We start from the raw sequence: 15,615 nt of genomic DNA, 5'->3' as shown, positions 1-15,615 counted from the left end.
GAATGTGCCGCCGTGGCCTGGGCCTGCATCATCCCCTCACCTTATCGGCCACCATTCACTTGCAACCGTGTTGATTGTGACCGGCCAACTTGTGCCGGACACTCGTGCCCATTGTCCTGTCCGCCTGCTGGAGTTCTGCCATGAGTGAGTCTGTGCGCTTCGAAGATAAAGTCGTGATCGTCACGGGAGCCGGCGGGGGCCTGGGCCGCGCCCATGCGCTGCTGTTCGCCAGACAAGGCGCGAAAGTGCTGGTCAACGACCTTGGCGGCTCGGCTCAAGGGGAAGGGGCCAACGCCTCGGCAGCAGACCGGGTGGTCGCCGAAATCCGCAAGGCGGGTGGCATCGCCGAGGCCAACCACGACTCGGTGACCGATGGCGACAAACTGGTACAAAATGCCCTGGACGCGTTCGGTCGCGTCGATGTGGTGGTCAACAACGCCGGGATCCTGCGGGACAAAACGTTCCACAAAATGGACGACGCCGATTGGGACCTGGTCTACCGCGTCCACGTCGAGGGTGCCTACAAGGTGACCCGCGCCGCGTGGCCGCACCTGCGTGAGCAAAACTACGGGCGGGTGATCTTCACCGCTTCCACCTCCGGCATCTACGGCAACTTTGGCCAATCCAACTACGGCATGGCCAAGCTCGGCCTTTATGGCCTGACGCGGACCCTGGCCATCGAAGGCCGCAAGAACAACATCCTGGTCAATGCCATCGCCCCCACCGGCGGCACGCGCATGACCGAAGGCCTGATCCCGCCGCAGGTATTCGAACAACTCAAGCCCGAACTCGTCAGCCCGCTGGTGGTGTACCTGGCCAGTGAGACCTGCCAGGAAACCTCCGGCCTGTTCGAAGTGGGCGGCGGCTGGATGGGCAAGGTGCGCTGGGAGCGCAGCCTGGGGGCGGGCTTCGATCCGCGCAAAGGTTTTTCACCCGAAGACGTCGCCGCCCATTGGCAGCAGATCTGCGACTTCGAAAATGCCGTACACCCGAACGACAACCTGGAAGCGCTGAAGGAAATGATGGCGAATCTGCAACGCCACGCCATTTAGGTTTCATTGCCCGGGCCGGTTGCCGTCAGCCGCGACAACCGTGCTCATGGGCAATACTTTTTCACCAAGGCCGCCAGGTTCGCGGCGGTCTCAATATCCATCACCCCGTCATATCTGGCCGGACGGAAGTGCAACTGGAAGGCGCGCACCAGGCGCTGGAAACCTGTGTCCGTCGTGGCGGCCGACGTGTCATAGCCATACTTCTTGAACAGTCCAAGTTGTTGTTCACGAGTCGGCAATCCGTTGCCTTGATACACCTCCCTGTACGCCTTCTGCGTGGGCTCATCAAACCAGGCGCCGATGCCTTTGGCGTACAACGCCTGCCAGGGAAACATCGGGCCCGGGTCGCTTTTCCTGCCAGCGGCAATGTCCGAATGCCCCACCACATTGACGGGGCTGATGTCGGGATAACGCTTGAGGATGTCCAGCGCCAGGACTTCGATCGCCTCGATCTGCCGGGATTGATACGGCGGGAAGCTGAACTGCCCTTGGTTATCGGTGGCGCGATTGACGATTTCAATGCCAATCGAAGTGTCATTCAGATTGGTTCGGCCACCCCAACTGCTCACTCCTGCGTGCCAGGCGCGCTGGTTTTCGTCCACCAGGTTGAAAATCTGTTGGTCGTTGAAACCCGCGTTCAAATAGCTTGGGTCGGTGATGTCCGGAATCAAGTAGTGGGCACTGACGGAGGCGCCGGTCAGCGCGTTGACGGAGGATGAGAAGTTAGCTGCGGTGTAATGGAAAACCAGGAAACGAATTCGGCTGTTGTAGCCTTTTTTTGATCGATAGCTGTTGTAGTTGATTGGCATCGTGGAAACTTCACTAAGTTAAAATCGAAGCAGAATGCTGCGACTGACTTTCAGCCTACCAGTGGATTTTTCATGGGCTTGTAGTGAGTTTCCTGCTTTGTTGTAGGAGCAGGCATTTGGATGTCTAGGAATTGATTGTTCATAGAAGTAAGAAGGTAGAAGCGATTCTTGGATAACTAAACAACCGCCTGAAAAACTCATCCGGGGAAAATAAACCACATAAAAAAGGCCGCTGCAAAAAGCAGCGGCCTAAGCGTGACGTTGCAAAGGAGCTACAAACCAACGTCGGTAAACACGGGATGATGGACCGAGACGCCAATCCATCCGAAGACGGTGTGCCAGGCATGAGGGATGCCATGAGGCTGTGCTTGCAGGCCCGTTACCCTGAAAGCCCGGCCAGCATAGGCATCGAGCCTTGCGGGAAACAGCCCGGATCCGGACATGCACCGTTGCAGGGCGCGTAACAGTCGAATACTGGGCATGAGTATGCGCGGCGCTGATGACCCATCATCCAGTCCATCCATGCACGGCGCAAAGGCCCGTCCCGCATGGGCTGTAATCCTTTTTAGGTACAGCGCGAATACCTCCTTGGTGCGCTTATCGCCCATGGCGCGCGGCAGTAGGGTGAAGCCTCTGTCACTCACCGGGGAAGACGCATGACAACAATAACAATGCGCGCCATCTTCAAGCCGCAGGCGCTGGCCGTCGCGGTGGCCTTGGGTTGCTGTGCCCAGGCGCAGGCCGTTTCATTCAACATTGGCGAGATCGAGGGTCAGTTCGATTCGTCGTTGTCCGTGGGCGCAAGCTGGGGCATGCGCGATGCCGACAAGGACCTGGTTGGCACGGTCAACGGCGGTCGCGGCCAATCCTCCACCGGTGATGATGGGCGGCTGAATTTCAAGAAAGGCGAGACCTTTTCCAAAATCTTCAAAGGCCTGCACGACCTCGAACTCAAGTACGGCGATACCGGCGTGTTCGTGCGCGGCAAGTACTGGTATGACTTCGAGCTAAAGGACGAGAACCGCGAGTTCAAGGACATCAGCGACAGCAATCGCAAGGAAGGCGCCAAGTCCTCAGGGGCGCAGATTCTCGATGCTTTTGTCTATCACAACTATTCCATCGCCGATTTGCCGGGCACCGTGCGCGCCGGCAAGCAGGTGGTCAGTTGGGGGGAAAGTACCTTCATCGGCAACTCGATCAACAGCATCAACCCGGTGGATGTGTCCGCGTTCCGTCGTCCCGGTGCGGAGATCAAGGAAGGCCTGATCCCGGTGAACATGCTGTTTGCCTCCCAGGGCCTGACCGACAAGCTCACCGTCGAAGGTTTCTACCAGTTGGAGTGGGACCAGACGGTTGTGGATAACTGCGGCACCTTCTTCGGCAATGACGTGGTTGCCGATGGTTGCACCAGTGGCTACACCGTGGGCAGCCCGGCGATTGCGCCGTTCGTGCCATTGACCGAGGCATTCGGCCAGGGCATCCAGGTGTCCAGCGAAGGCGTGGTCATTCCCCGTAGTGGCGACCGCGATGCCCGTGACTCCGGCCAGTGGGGTACCGCGTTGCGCTGGCTCGGCGATGATACCGAGTACGGCCTCTACTTCATGAATTACCACAGCCGCACGCCTACTGTTGGCACCATCACCGCAGGTTCCTCTACGCTGGCAGCCTTGCCGGGAATGATCTCGATTGCCAACGTTCTGGCCCCAGGCAGCGGCAGCGGCCTGGCGCAAAGCGTCATGCTGGGACGCGGTCAGTATTACCTTGAATACCCCGAAGACATCCGCCTGTACGGCGCCAGTTTCTCCACCACGCTGCCCACCGGCACCGCCTGGACCGGGGAAATCAGCTACCGCCCCAACGCACCGGTGCAGGTCAATACCAACGACCTGACCCTGGCCCTGGTCAACCCGATTGCCGGTGGCGCGGCGTCGCCCATCGCGACCACGCCGGGTGCGGACAACACCGGCTACCGGCGCAAGGAAATCACTCAGGTCCAGAGCACCCTGACGCATTTTGTCGATCAGGTACTGGGTGCCGATCGCCTGACCCTGGTCGGCGAGGCGGCGGTGGTGCATGTCGGGGGCCTGGAGTCCAAGGACAAGCTGCGTTACGGCCGAGATTCGGTCTATGGCCAATATGGCTTCCGAGGTGACACCGATGGTTTTGTCACTTCGACTTCCTGGGGCTATCGCGCCCGGGCGATTCTCGATTACTCCAACGTGATCGGTGGTGTGAACTTCAAGCCCAATGTGTCCTGGTCCCACGACGTGGCCGGTTATGGCCCTAACGGTTTATTCAACGAAGGCGCCAAGGCTATCAGCGTCGGTGTCGATGCCGACTACCGCAACACCTACACCGCCAGCCTGAGCTACACCGACTTTTTTGGCGGCGATTACAACGTTCTCGAAGACCGCGACTTCCTCGCGTTGAGCTTCGGCGTGAACTTCTGATCTGGCTGACAAGGAAAACCCAATGCGCAAGATGATCCTGCAATGCGGTGCCCTGGCCCTGAGCCTGCTGGCCGCGAACGTGATGGCGGCGGTCTCGCCGGATGAAGCGAATAAACTGGGTACCAGCCTTACGCCGTTGGGCGCGGAAAAAGCCGGCAATGCCGATGGCTCGATTCCGGCCTGGACCGGCGGTATCCCGAAAAACGCCGGTGCCGTGGACAGCAAGGGTTTTTTGGCCGACCCGTTCGCCAATGAAAAACCGCTGTTCACCATCACCGCCGCGACCGTGGACAAGTACAAGGACAAGCTGTCCGAAGGCCAGGTCGCGATGTTCAAGCGCTACCCGGAAACCTACAAGATCCCGGTCTATCCGACCCACCGCAGCGTGGGCCTGCCGCCGGAAATCTACGAGTCGGCCAAGCGCAGCGCCCTCAACGTGAACGCCATCAACGACGGCAATGGCCTGGCCAATTTCACTGGCAACCGCTACTACGCCTTCCCGCTTCCCAAGAGCGGCGTGGAAGTGCTCTGGAACCACGTCACCCGTTACCACGGCGGCAACTTGCGGCGCATCATCACCCAGGCTACGCCGCAGACCAATGGCAGCTTCACGCCGATCCGCTTTGAAGAAGAAATTGCCGTGCCGTTCCTGATCAAGGATGCCGACCCGGAGAAGGCCAGCAACGTATTGACCTATTTCAAGCAGGAGGTGACTGCGCCGGCGCGCCTGGCCGGCAACGTACTGTTGGTGCATGAGACCCTCGACCAAGTGAAGGAACCGCGCCTGGCCTGGATCTACAACGCCGGCCAGCGCCGGGTGCGTCGTGCCCCGCAAGTGGCTTACGACGGCCCGGGCACCGCCGCCGACGGGTTGCGCACCTCCGACAACTTCGACCTGTTTTCCGGTGCGCCGGACCGCTACGACTGGAAGCTGGTCGGCAAAAAGGAAATGTACATCCCGTACAACAGCTACAAGCTCGATTCGCCAAGCCTCAAGTACGACGATGTGATCAAGGCCGGCCACATCAACCAGGACCTGACTCGCTATGAATTGCACCGGGTCTGGGAAGTGGTCGGCACGGTCAAGCCTAGCGAGCGGCACATCTATGCCAAGCGCCACATGTACTTCGACGAGGACAGCTGGCAGGCGGCGCTGGTGGATCACTACGACGGTCGCGGCCAACTGTGGCGGGTGGCCGAAGGTCATGCCCAGTTCTACTACGACCATCAGAACCCGGGCTACACCCTCGAGGCGCTCTACGACATCATCGCCGGCCGCTACATCGCCCTGGGCATGAAGAACGAAGAGAAGCACAGCTACGAGTACGGCTTCGAGGCCAGGGCCGCCGACTACACGCCGGCAGCGCTGCGTTCGACCGGGGTTCGGTAAGGTCTGACTGTTGGAAAGATAACTGTGGCAAAGGGATTTATCTGTCGGAGCAAGGCTTGCCCGCGATGGCCGCACCGCTGTTCGAAAGCTTGCCCGCGTTATCGTTCATCGCGGGCAAGCCTTGCTCCCACAGTGAATCCTTTGCCCACAAGGTTGTGCCTGACTTGATGATCGTGATCGACCGGCAGCGCCCCTGCCGGTCGTTTTTTTATGGGCGCCAATCAGCGCGCTGAATACTTCTCCAAAGCTCGGCGACACAGGACTAGGGTGGTGAGATAACAATAAACAGGATCTGCACACATGACCGCCATGACCCCGTGTCCGGACCGTCCAGGATTGTTGCCTCGCCTGTCCTCGACGCACGTGCCGCGGCGGTCCCTGAGCGAGCCGCTGCTGACGTCCGAAGCGCGAGTAAAACTGCTTTGCGCGCCAGCGGGCAGTGGCAAGAGTGCATTGTTCGCCGAGTGCTTCCTGCAGGCTCCCGCCGGGTGTCGGCTGCATTGGTTGCCACTGGGGGGCGCGGCGTTGAGCACGGTGCAAATGTGCGAGCGCCTGGCCCAGGCCCTCGGGCTGCCGATGCTCGATGAAGCGGGACTGCTGGCCCACCTGGCGCGTTTGCAGACACCCACGTGGTTGTTCCTGGATGACTACTGCCGAGTGCCGAATCCCGAACTGGACCAGTTGCTCGACCGTCTGTTGAACACCAGCAGTCCGGCGTTGCACCTGTGGCTGAATAGCCGCCGCCGTCCCCACTGCAACTGGCCGCGACTGTTGCTCGATGACGAGTTGCACGAGTTCGATGCACAGGCATTGTTCTTCACCCCTGACGATGTCCTGCCATTGCTGCGTCATCTGCCCGATCCCCAGGCTGCCCGGACTGCCCACGAGGTGATCCAGCGCAGTGGCGGCTGGTGTGCCGGGGTGCGCATCACGCTGTTGGAGCGTTGCGAATGGGCGCGCAGTCATGCAACGCCGGGACGGCCGGGGACCTTGGTCGACTACCTGGAGTACGAATTGTTCAGCACGCTGACCCCGGATCTGGCGCAGGCCTGGCGTGTGCTGGCGCATCTGCCGCGCTTCAATGCCCGGCTGTGCGAGCATCTGTTCGGCGACACCGTGGGCGCGCAATGCTTGCCCTTGCTACTGGACCTGGGATGTTTCATCGAGCCATGGGAGCAGACGTCGGACTGGTTGCAGATTTTTCCGGCCCTGGCCCGGCTGGTACGTGAAGAACCCTGGCCGCAGGGGCGTTCCTGGCATCGACGGGCCTGCCAGTGGTTTGCTGCCGAGCAGGATTGGCAAATGGCGTTCGAGCAAGCCATGTTGGCCGAGGAGTTCGAGACTGCCGTCAGTTTCTTGCAGCATTTGAGCTTCGAGCACGTCTTGCAGCGTCGCAACGTGGTGCTGTTGCTGGGCCTGCACGATCAACAAGGCGAAGCGCTGACCCTCTGTACGCCGCAATCGGTGGGGTTGGTCACCGCTGCGCTGTTGTTCGCCGGACGCTTCGACCAGGCGTCGACGTGCATCGAGCAACTGGCCAGGTTCATGCCGCAGCCTTCGGCCTGCCAGCAGCGACAGCTGCTGGCCAGGTGGCAGGTCTTGCGAGGCTGGTTGCTGCACCTCTCGGGCGATGGCGAACAGGCGCGCGAGCACTTCCTCCAGGCCCAGGCCAGCCTGGACCCCGAGGCCTGGGCCCAACGGGTGCTGTGCCTGGGTGGGCTCACGCAGCAGGCGCTGCTTGAAGGCGAACTGGCTTCTGCGCATCGGATCAACCGCCAGGCGCTGTGCCTGGCGCGTGCGCAAGGTTCACTGGTATTCGAAGGATTGCTGGAACTGGACCACGCCCAAGTCCTGGAACAACGTGGCGCGCCTCACCGGGCCGATCATCTGCTGGCCGCCGTCCAGGCGCTGCTGGATAAACCAGGCCAGGACTTTTCCCCGCTGTTGGGGCGTATCGCCCTGCGGCGCGGGCGCCTGGCATTGCGCATGGGGTTTGAAGAGCGCGCCGCCGAGCAGTTTCAAACGGGCCTGGAAACGGGCCTGCACAGCCTGGACAAACAAGTGCTCTATGGCTTTCTCGGCAAGGCCAGCCTGGCTGCCAACCAGGGCGACTATGGCGAGGCCTTCATGCAACTGCGCGATGCCGAGCGGATCATGCAGCAGCGGCACATCCCCGACACCGTTTACCGTGGTGTGTTGCTGCAAACCAGCTGCCAGTTCTGGCTGCAACAGGGGCGGGCGGAACTGGCCCATGAAGCCTTGACCCGCGTCTTGCGCCATTTTCACGGGCCGCAGGCCAAGCATGCGCCTCCCGCGACCCTGGAATTGATTGCACGACTTGAATACCTGCTGGTGCTGGCCGAGGTTTACCTGCAGCGGGCACAGGAGCCGCAGGCGCGCCTGCAAGCCATGATCGCCCGGGCACAGCAGAGTGAAATGCACAGCCTGGAAACCGAACTGCAGCTGGTGTTGACGGAGGTTGTCTGGTTGTCCGGCGATCGCTCCCAGGCCCGGATACTCCTGCAAGAAGGGCTCAAGCGAGTCACTTGCTGGCGGGCCCAGCAAGCCTTGTGCGAGCTGCGCTTGCGCCAGCCGGAGCTGGTACGTTGGGCACAATCGGCAGAGCAGGTCGAGCCGCCCGCCAGCGCCGAGGACACCTTGCTCAGTCATCGCGAACTGGAGGTCCTGGAGCTGATTGCGCAAGGTCATTCAAACCAACAGATTGCCGAACGGCTGTTCATTTCGTTGCACACGGTGAAAACCCATGCGCGGCGAATCCACAGCAAGTTGGGCGTGCAGCGGCGTACGCAGGCAGTGGCAAAAGCCAAGGTCATGGGCGTGATGGGTTAGATGCAATGATTCGACACTTCACGCGCGCTTACACTTGCCTTTTTTACAGTCACGCGCTGGCCTGTGTATAACGGCGAGACTGAAGTTCAAGCCTAAGTTGCGTCTTCAGTTGAATCGAGATGCCGCGCTGTTGTATCAGCCGCACAATCAATAACGGCCCGGACAGGAAGTTCGAGGCGATGAAATGACAAGGATGCCTTATGAATACTCCGTTGTTTTCTTCCCACTCTGAAAGACTCCGAGGACCGGTCAGGACGCTGGACTTGATAGCGTTTGAGACAATCGTCACGGACATTGTTACAAGTTTGACGGACAAGCCTGCTATGGATTTATCCCCGCGTCCCCTCAGGCCCTTGTCCGTCGAGGATGTGCACGGGGCATTGAAAGTCCACGTGCCCAACGTCGATCCGGATGGCGTGTACGTGACCAGTTTTATTGCGCACGGCCCCGGCAAGCGCATGGTGTCGTCGTCCGAGCAACTGATTGAGTATCTATTGGGCCACTTCAGGAATGATGTGATTCCCTATCACTCCAAGGGCCGTCACCAGGGGATTTATACCGTTCCCTTCAGCGGCGAAGAGCGTTATCTCCATCCGCAACTGATCACCTCTCACCTGAATGATTTAGTGATCAGGTTGTCCCGGATTTGCTGGGCTGATCCCGGACTCGCTTCATACCCCATCCGCCAACTCACGGCCCGGGTCGCCGCCAACAGGCGTTGCGCCGCCGGGCCGTCTTCGTCGGCGTGGAACAGCGAGGTCGGTCCCACGATCGTCATCACCGCTTTCACCTCGCCGACGGCATTGAATACCGGAGCGGACAAGGCATCCACGCCCGGCATCAGCAAGCCATGCACATGGTGCAGGCCGCGACTGCGAATCTGTTCGCACAACGCGGCATAAACGCGATCGTCGGCGAGGGCGTGGTGCTCGGTGCCTTGTACTTCCTGCTCGCGCAAACCGATGGTCTCGCGCTCCGGCAGATAAGCGCTGAACACCAGCCCCGTGGACGAACTGAGCAGTGGCAATACCGAACCCAGTTGCGTCACCACGGTCACGGCCCGCACGGCGGGTTCGATCCGTACCACGGTCGCGCCATGGTTGCCCCACACCGCCAGGAAGCAGGTTTCGTTCAAGTCGTCGCGCAGTTCGGCCAGGGGCAGGGCGGCCACTTGCAGCACGTCCATACCGTTGAGCGCTGCCAGGCCTACGCGCAGGGCCTCGCGGCCCAGGCCATAGTGGTTGGTAGCGGCGTTCTGCTCGGCAAACCCGCTGGCGATCAAGGCCTGCAGATACCGATGAACCTTGCTCGCCGGCATTTGCACGTGTTCGGCCAGCCGCGACAGCGACGTGGAGGGCGACAGTTCGGCCAGGGCCTTGAGGATGTCGGTGCCGACTTCGGCCGAGCGGACTTTCTGTTTACCGTTGCTGAGCGGGGTTTCCATGGAGGCGCAGGGTCCAGAGGCGAATGGGCGTCTTTATAGCTTGACGGTCGCTGTCGAGCAAATTACGTTATGCGTAATCGAATTACGATAAAAATAACCCGGTGCGCCTCAACCACTCCGTTGAGTGACGGGCCGCATTCCTGGAGGCTCCATGAACCTCGATTCCCCAGCGTCGGACCTGGCTTACCAATCAGGCTTGGGCAACGAATTTGCCAGCGAAGCATTGCCCGGCGCACTGCCCGTCGGCCAGAACTCGCCACAGAAAGCCCCGTACGGTCTCTATGCCGAGTTGTTCTCCGGCACGGCGTTCACCATGGCTCGCAGCGAAGCGCGGCGTACCTGGATGTATCGCATCCGGCCGTCGGCCAATCATCCGGCCTTCACCAAGCTCGAACGGCAATTGGCGGGCGGCCCATTGGGCGACGTCACACCCAATCGCCTGCGTTGGAACCCGCTGGAGATCCCCGCCGAGCCCACCGATTTCATCGACGGGCTGGTGTGCATGGCGGCCAATGCCGGTGCGGACAAGCCGGCCGGCATCAGCCTTTATCAGTACCGGGCCAACCGCTCCATGGAGCGGGTATTTTTCAATGCCGACGGTGAATGGCTGATCGTGCCGCAACTGGGACGGCTGCGGATCGCCACCGAGTTGGGCGTGCTGGAACTGGCACCACTGGAAATCGTCGTGCTGCCCCGGGGGCTGAAATTTCGCATTGAACTGCTCGATCCGCAGGCCCGTGGTTACCTCGCCGAAAACCATGGCGCGCCGCTACGCCTGCCGGACCTCGGGCCCATCGGCAGCAATGGCCTGGCGAATCCGCGGGATTTCCTGACTCCGGTCGCCCATTACGAGAACCTCGCGCAACCGACCCCGCTGGTGCAGAAATTCCTCGGTGAGTTGTGGGGGTGCGAGCTGGATCATTCGCCCCTCGACGTGGTGGCCTGGCACGGCAACAACGTGCCGTATAAATATGATCTGCGCCGCTTCAACACCATTGGCACGGTCAGCTTCGATCACCCGGACCCGTCTATTTTCACCGTGTTGACCTCGCCCACCAGCGTCCACGGCCTGGCCAACCTCGATTTCGTGATTTTCCCGCCACGCTGGATGGTGGCAGAGAACACCTTCCGTCCACCGTGGTTCCACCGCAACCTGATGAACGAATTCATGGGCCTGATCCAGGGCGCCTACGATGCCAAGGCCGAAGGTTTCCTACCGGGCGGCGCGTCCTTGCACAGCTGCATGAGTGCCCATGGCCCGGATGGCGAGACCTGTACCAAGGCGATCAACGCCGATCTACAGCCGGCGAAAATCGACAACACCATGGCGTTCATGTTCGAGACCAGCCAGGTGCTGCGTCCAAGTCGTTTCGCCCTGGGCTGCCCGCAACTGCAAACCGACTACGATGCATGTTGGGCCTCGCTGCCTGTCACGTTCGACCCGACCCGGAGATAACCCATGACTCAACTTTCCCCTGCCCGTAGCTGGGTCGCCTGTGCCAACGGCCATGCGGACTTCCCGTTGCAGAACCTGCCATTGGGTATCTTCAGTGTCGATGGCGGTGCCCTGCGCAGCGGCGTGGCGATTGGCGAGCGCATTTTCGATCTGCAGGCGGCGCTGCACGCGGGCTTGTTTGACGGCGCGGCACGCCAGGCTGTCGAAGCCATGGCCGACGGCCAGTTGAATGCATTTTTCGACCTGGGCCGAGGCGCCCGGGTTGCCCTGCGTGAACGACTGCTGGAACTGCTGCGCGAGGACAGCCCCCTGCGTGGCAAGGTCGAAGCCCAGGGCGCGAAACTGCTGCTCCTCGCGGTCGACTGCCAGATGCACCTGCCGGCCAGGATCAACGACTACACCGACTTCTACGTCGGTATCGAGCACGCGCAGAATGTCGGCAAGCTGTTCCGCCCCGACAATCCGTTGCTGCCCAACTACAAATACGTCCCCATCGGTTACCACGGTCGCGCCTCGACCATTCGCCCGTCCGGCACCGACGTGCGCCGTCCCAAGGGCCAGACCCTGCCGGCCGGCCAGAGCGAGCCGACCTTCGGCCCGTGTGCGCGGCTGGACTATGAGCTGGAACTGGGCATCTGGATCGGCAAGGGCAATGCCCTGGGCGAACCGATCCCCATCGGCGATGCCGCCGAACACATTGGCGGGTTCTGCCTGCTCAACGACTGGTCGGCCCGGGATATCCAGGCGTGGGAATACCAGCCACTGGGGCCGTTCCTGTCGAAGAGTTTCCTGACCAGTATTTCGCCATGGGTGGTGACGGCTGAGGCCCTGGAACCGTTCCGTCGCCCGCAACCGGCACGCCCGCAAGGCGATCCGCAACCGCTGCCGTATCTGCTGGACAAGCGTGACCAGGCCGGCGGTGCCTTCGACATCGAGCTGGAAGTCCTGTTGCTGACCGAGGCCATGGGCGAGCAAAACCTGCCGGCCCAGCGCCTGACCCTGAGCAACACCCAGTACATGTACTGGACCGTGGCGCAAATGGTTGCGCACCACAGCGTCAACGGTTGCCAGTTGCAGGCCGGCGACCTGTTTGGCTCGGGCACCCTGTCGGGCCCTGAAAACCATCAATTCGGCAGTCTGCTGGAAATCACCGAAGGCGGTAAAAAACCGATCGAACTGGCGTCTGGCGAAGTGCGCCGATTCCTTGAGGACGGTGACGAAATCATCTTGCGGGCCCGTTGCCGCCGCGAGGGTTTCGCGTCCATCGGCTTCGGCGAGTGCCGGGGCAAGATCCTGCCGGCGCGTTGAGGGGCAGGGCATGGAACTCTATACCTACTATCGCTCCACCTCGTCCTATCGGGTGCGCATTGCACTGGCGCTCAAGGGCCTGGATTACCAGGCCCTGCCGGTCAACCTGATCGCTGCGCCTGGGGGCGAGCATCGCCAGCCGGCCTATCTGGCGATCAACCCCCAGGGCCGGGTGCCGGCGCTGCGCACCGATGAGGGCGCGCTGCTGGTGCAATCGCCGGCCATCATCGAATACCTGGAGGAGCGTTATCCACAGGTGCCGCTGCTCAGCGCCGACCTGGCGATGCGCGCCCACGAACGAGGCGTCGCCGCGCTGATCGGTTGCGACATTCACCCCTGCACAACGTCAGCGTGCTCAACAAACTGCGGCAGTGGGGCCACGATGAAACGCAGGTGACGGAGTGGATCGGCCACTGGATCAGCCAGGGCTTGGCGGCGGTGGAGCAGTTGATTGGCGACGACGGCTATTGCTTCGGTGCAGCGCCGGGGCTGGCGGATGTATACCTGATCCCGCAGTTGTACGCGGCCGAGCGGTTCAATGTTTCGTTGCTGGCGTATCCGCGGATCCGTCGTGTTGCGGCGTTGGCGGCTGGGCATGTGGCGTTCCAACAGGCGCACCCGGCGAAGCAGCCGGATACCCCGGCCTGACATTGATGTAGGCCGTTGCACCGCTATCGCGAGCAAGCTCGCTCCCACATTGGACTGTGACAAGCACAAAACCTGAGTTCAATGCGATCAACTGTGGGAGCGAGCTTGCTCGCGATAGCGATTTAACCACCTGCAACCGCTCAATGCACAACCGAATTCGGTGGCAAATGCCCCAGCCGCTCCGTCAGTCGGATTCGCTGGATCGGATCGTCGCTGAGCATCAGGGCATGCTCCAGGTCGAAGCGTTCGGCGTTGGGGCAATCGAGTCGCTGATACAGGCTGGCGCGGGCCAGGTAGTCGGCGGCGCTGGCGTTGCCCAGCTCCAGCACCCGTTCGGCGTCGATCAGGGCCGCGATGTAATCGTCGTTCGCCAGATGCAGTTGACGCAGGTTGCGCGACAGGCGCTGCAGCATCTGCATCGGCTCGGCGTTGACCAGGTGTTCAGCCTTGAGCTGCATGTTCGCGCCGTATTGGCGCTGTAGCAGTTCCCGGCAGTCATTGGGGTACAACCGGCGGCCACCGCACGGATCGAGCAGGTGATCGGCGCCGGGCACCTTCAACAGGAAATGCCCGGGGAAATTGACACCGACCATCGGAATTTCCAGGCCTCGGGCCAGTTCCAGGGCGATCAGGCCGAGGGCCAGGGGCTGCCCGCGTTTGCGCGCCAGGACTTTGTCCAGTAACGCCGCTCGCGGTCGCAAAGGCGTGAAGTCGTCCTGGGCGAAACCCAAGTCATTGAGCCGTCGCAGCAAGGGCTGGCCCAGTTCGCTGACAGGCAGCATCGGCAAGCCCTGGCTGACCCGTTGTTGCAGCTCCTTGAAATCCTTCAGCAAGGCCGGTACGTCGACCTCGCGATCATGTTCGGCAGCGATCCACAGCGCCGCTTCGAACAGCGCTGGTGGCGAGCGGTGCAGACAATCAAAAAAGGCTTGGCGCGGTTTCATCAAACTCTCCGGGCTATGCTCCCGTTTTAGCCCTGCCGTGGATTTTCGTCCAGTCTCGGACAGAGGCTGTAACAGGTTATGCCGAAAAGGACTGACCACCCCGGCGACTTATTCCTGCGTGCTCCAGCAAATTTCGACTGCACGCCTATACTGGCGAAACAAACAAAAGTGATTCGGGAGCCTTTCGATGTTTGCTCTCATGCAAAGCTCCCGCCTTGAATCGCTGCACCTAAGCGTAGACCCGGCAACCGGGTTGAAGGCGGTGATTGCCATTCATTGCAGCCGTCCGGGGCCCGCCCTGGGGGGCTGTCGTTATCTTGCCTACCCCGACGACGAAAGTGCCGTGGCCGATGCCGTGCGCCTGGCCCAAGGCATGAGCTACAAGGCGGCACTGGCCGGCTTGCCCGTGGGCGGCGGGGTGGCGGTGATCATGCGCCCGGCCCATGTCGAGAGTCGGGCTGCGTTGTTCGAAGCCTTTGGTCGTTGTATCGAGCAGTTGGACGGTCGCTATATCACGGCCATCGACAGCGGCACGTCGGTGGCCGACATGGATTGCATCGCCCAGCAGACTCGCCATGTCACCAGCACCACGGCCTCGGGAGATCCCGCGCCCCACGCGGCAATGGGGGTCTTTGCCGGTATCCGTGCCACCGCCATGGCCCGCCTGGGCAGCGATAACCTCGAAAGCCTGCGGGTGGCGATCCAGGGCCTGGGCAACGTCGGTTATGCCCTGGCCGAACAACTGCACGCGGCTGGTGCCGAATTGCTGGTCAGCGACATCGACCCTGGCAAGGTGCAATTGGCGATGGAGCAACTGGGCGCCCATCCGATCGCCAACGACGCGTTGCTCAGCACGCCCTGCGACATCCTTGCTCCTTGCGGGTTGGGTGGGGTGCTCAACAGCCAAAGCGTGGCACAACTGCGCTGCTCGGCCGTTGCCGGCTCGGCCCATAATCAGTTGAGCAACCTGCAAGTGGCCGACCAGTTGGAAAGACGTGGAATTCTCTATGCGCCGGACTATGTGATCAACTCCGGTGGCCTGATCTACGTCGCGCTGAAACATCGTGGCGAAGAACTGTCGACGATCACCGCGCACTTGTCGAAAATCGGTGCCCGGCTCACGGAAGTCTTCGCCCACGCCCAGGCGGAGAAGCGCTCACCGGCCCGGGTAGCCGATGAGCTGGCGGAGCGTTTGTTGTACCGCTGAAAATCAAAAGGAAGTAATGGGTAGTAGTGAAGCAGCCTATCTGTGGGAGCAAGGCCT

General features: G+C 61.5%; 11 protein-coding genes and 1 pseudogene. 9 read left to right on the top strand and 3 right to left on the bottom strand.

Features of this window, described 5'->3' with window-relative positions:
* Nucleotides 1-140: 140 nt before the first annotated feature.
* Nucleotides 141-1,052, top strand: coding sequence for an SDR family oxidoreductase (locus tag KI235_RS25110; protein WP_003205439.1), 912 nt, complete (start codon nucleotides 141-143; stop codon nucleotides 1,050-1,052).
* A gap of 44 nt (nucleotides 1,053-1,096) precedes the next feature.
* Here the strand turns inward: KI235_RS25110 and KI235_RS25105 are convergent, their stop codons facing one another.
* Nucleotides 1,097-1,861: an N-acetylmuramoyl-L-alanine amidase gene (locus KI235_RS25105; RefSeq protein WP_013694192.1), complete on the bottom strand. Its 765-nt coding sequence runs from the start codon at nucleotides 1,859-1,861 to the stop codon at nucleotides 1,097-1,099.
* 656 nt (nucleotides 1,862-2,517) lie between these two features.
* On the opposite strand from KI235_RS25105, the gene KI235_RS25100 reads away from it, so the two are divergent.
* The 4 genes from KI235_RS25100 to KI235_RS25085 all read left to right on the top strand — a co-directional run bounded on the left by KI235_RS25100 (nucleotide 2,518) and on the right by KI235_RS25085 (nucleotide 8,551).
* Nucleotides 2,518-4,311, top strand: a complete 1,794-nt coding sequence (locus KI235_RS25100; protein WP_003205436.1) for a DUF1302 domain-containing protein — start codon at nucleotides 2,518-2,520, stop codon at nucleotides 4,309-4,311.
* 22 nt (nucleotides 4,312-4,333) lie between these two features.
* Entirely contained in the window at nucleotides 4,334-5,701 is a 1,368-nt protein-coding gene (locus tag KI235_RS25095) for a DUF1329 domain-containing protein (RefSeq protein ID WP_003205434.1), read from the top strand.
* 65 nt (nucleotides 5,702-5,766) lie between these two features.
* On the top strand, nucleotides 5,767-5,934 hold the full coding sequence (locus KI235_RS25090) for a hypothetical protein (RefSeq protein ID WP_155252599.1): 168 nt from the start codon (nucleotides 5,767-5,769) through the stop codon (nucleotides 5,932-5,934).
* A 67-nt stretch (nucleotides 5,935-6,001) separates the two neighbouring features.
* Nucleotides 6,002-8,551, top strand: coding sequence for a LuxR C-terminal-related transcriptional regulator (locus tag KI235_RS25085; protein WP_013694191.1), 2,550 nt, complete (start codon nucleotides 6,002-6,004; stop codon nucleotides 8,549-8,551).
* A 610-nt stretch (nucleotides 8,552-9,161) separates the two neighbouring features.
* On the opposite strand, the gene KI235_RS25080 is transcribed toward KI235_RS25085, so the two are convergent.
* Nucleotides 9,162-9,995: an IclR family transcriptional regulator gene (locus tag KI235_RS25080; RefSeq protein WP_212795350.1), complete on the bottom strand. Its 834-nt coding sequence runs from the start codon at nucleotides 9,993-9,995 to the stop codon at nucleotides 9,162-9,164.
* Between the two features lie 151 nt (nucleotides 9,996-10,146).
* Here KI235_RS25080 and hmgA point away from each other — a divergent pair, with 151 nt between their 5' ends.
* The 3 genes and pseudogenes from hmgA to maiA all read left to right on the top strand — a co-directional run bounded on the left by hmgA (nucleotide 10,147) and on the right by maiA (nucleotide 13,407).
* On the top strand, nucleotides 10,147-11,451 hold the full coding sequence (gene hmgA, locus KI235_RS25075) for a homogentisate 1,2-dioxygenase (protein WP_013694190.1): 1,305 nt from the start codon (nucleotides 10,147-10,149) through the stop codon (nucleotides 11,449-11,451).
* 3 nt (nucleotides 11,452-11,454) lie between these two features.
* Entirely contained in the window at nucleotides 11,455-12,759 is a 1,305-nt protein-coding gene (gene fahA, locus KI235_RS25070) for a fumarylacetoacetase (RefSeq protein WP_028236651.1), read from the top strand.
* A 10-nt stretch (nucleotides 12,760-12,769) separates the two neighbouring features.
* A pseudogene (gene maiA, locus KI235_RS25065) lies at nucleotides 12,770-13,407 on the top strand (maleylacetoacetate isomerase).
* A 140-nt stretch (nucleotides 13,408-13,547) separates the two neighbouring features.
* On the opposite strand, the gene KI235_RS25060 reads toward maiA, so the two are convergent.
* Nucleotides 13,548-14,351 carry a transglutaminase family protein gene (locus KI235_RS25060; RefSeq protein WP_003205424.1) on the bottom strand — a complete coding sequence of 268 codons (804 nt, stop codon included), beginning with the start codon at nucleotides 14,349-14,351 and terminating at the stop codon, nucleotides 13,548-13,550.
* Between the two features lie 187 nt (nucleotides 14,352-14,538).
* Here KI235_RS25060 and KI235_RS25055 point away from each other — a divergent pair, with 187 nt between their 5' ends.
* Nucleotides 14,539-15,558 carry a Glu/Leu/Phe/Val dehydrogenase dimerization domain-containing protein gene (locus KI235_RS25055; RefSeq protein WP_003205422.1) on the top strand — a complete coding sequence of 340 codons (1,020 nt, stop codon included), beginning with the start codon at nucleotides 14,539-14,541 and terminating at the stop codon, nucleotides 15,556-15,558.
* The last annotated feature ends 57 nt before the right edge of the window (nucleotides 15,559-15,615 follow it).

Source organism: Pseudomonas sp. St386 (assembly GCF_018325865.1).
Taxonomy (GTDB): Bacteria; Pseudomonadota; Gammaproteobacteria; order Pseudomonadales; family Pseudomonadaceae; genus Aquipseudomonas; species Aquipseudomonas brassicacearum.
This window is presented reverse-complemented; position numbering and strand designations above follow the sequence as displayed.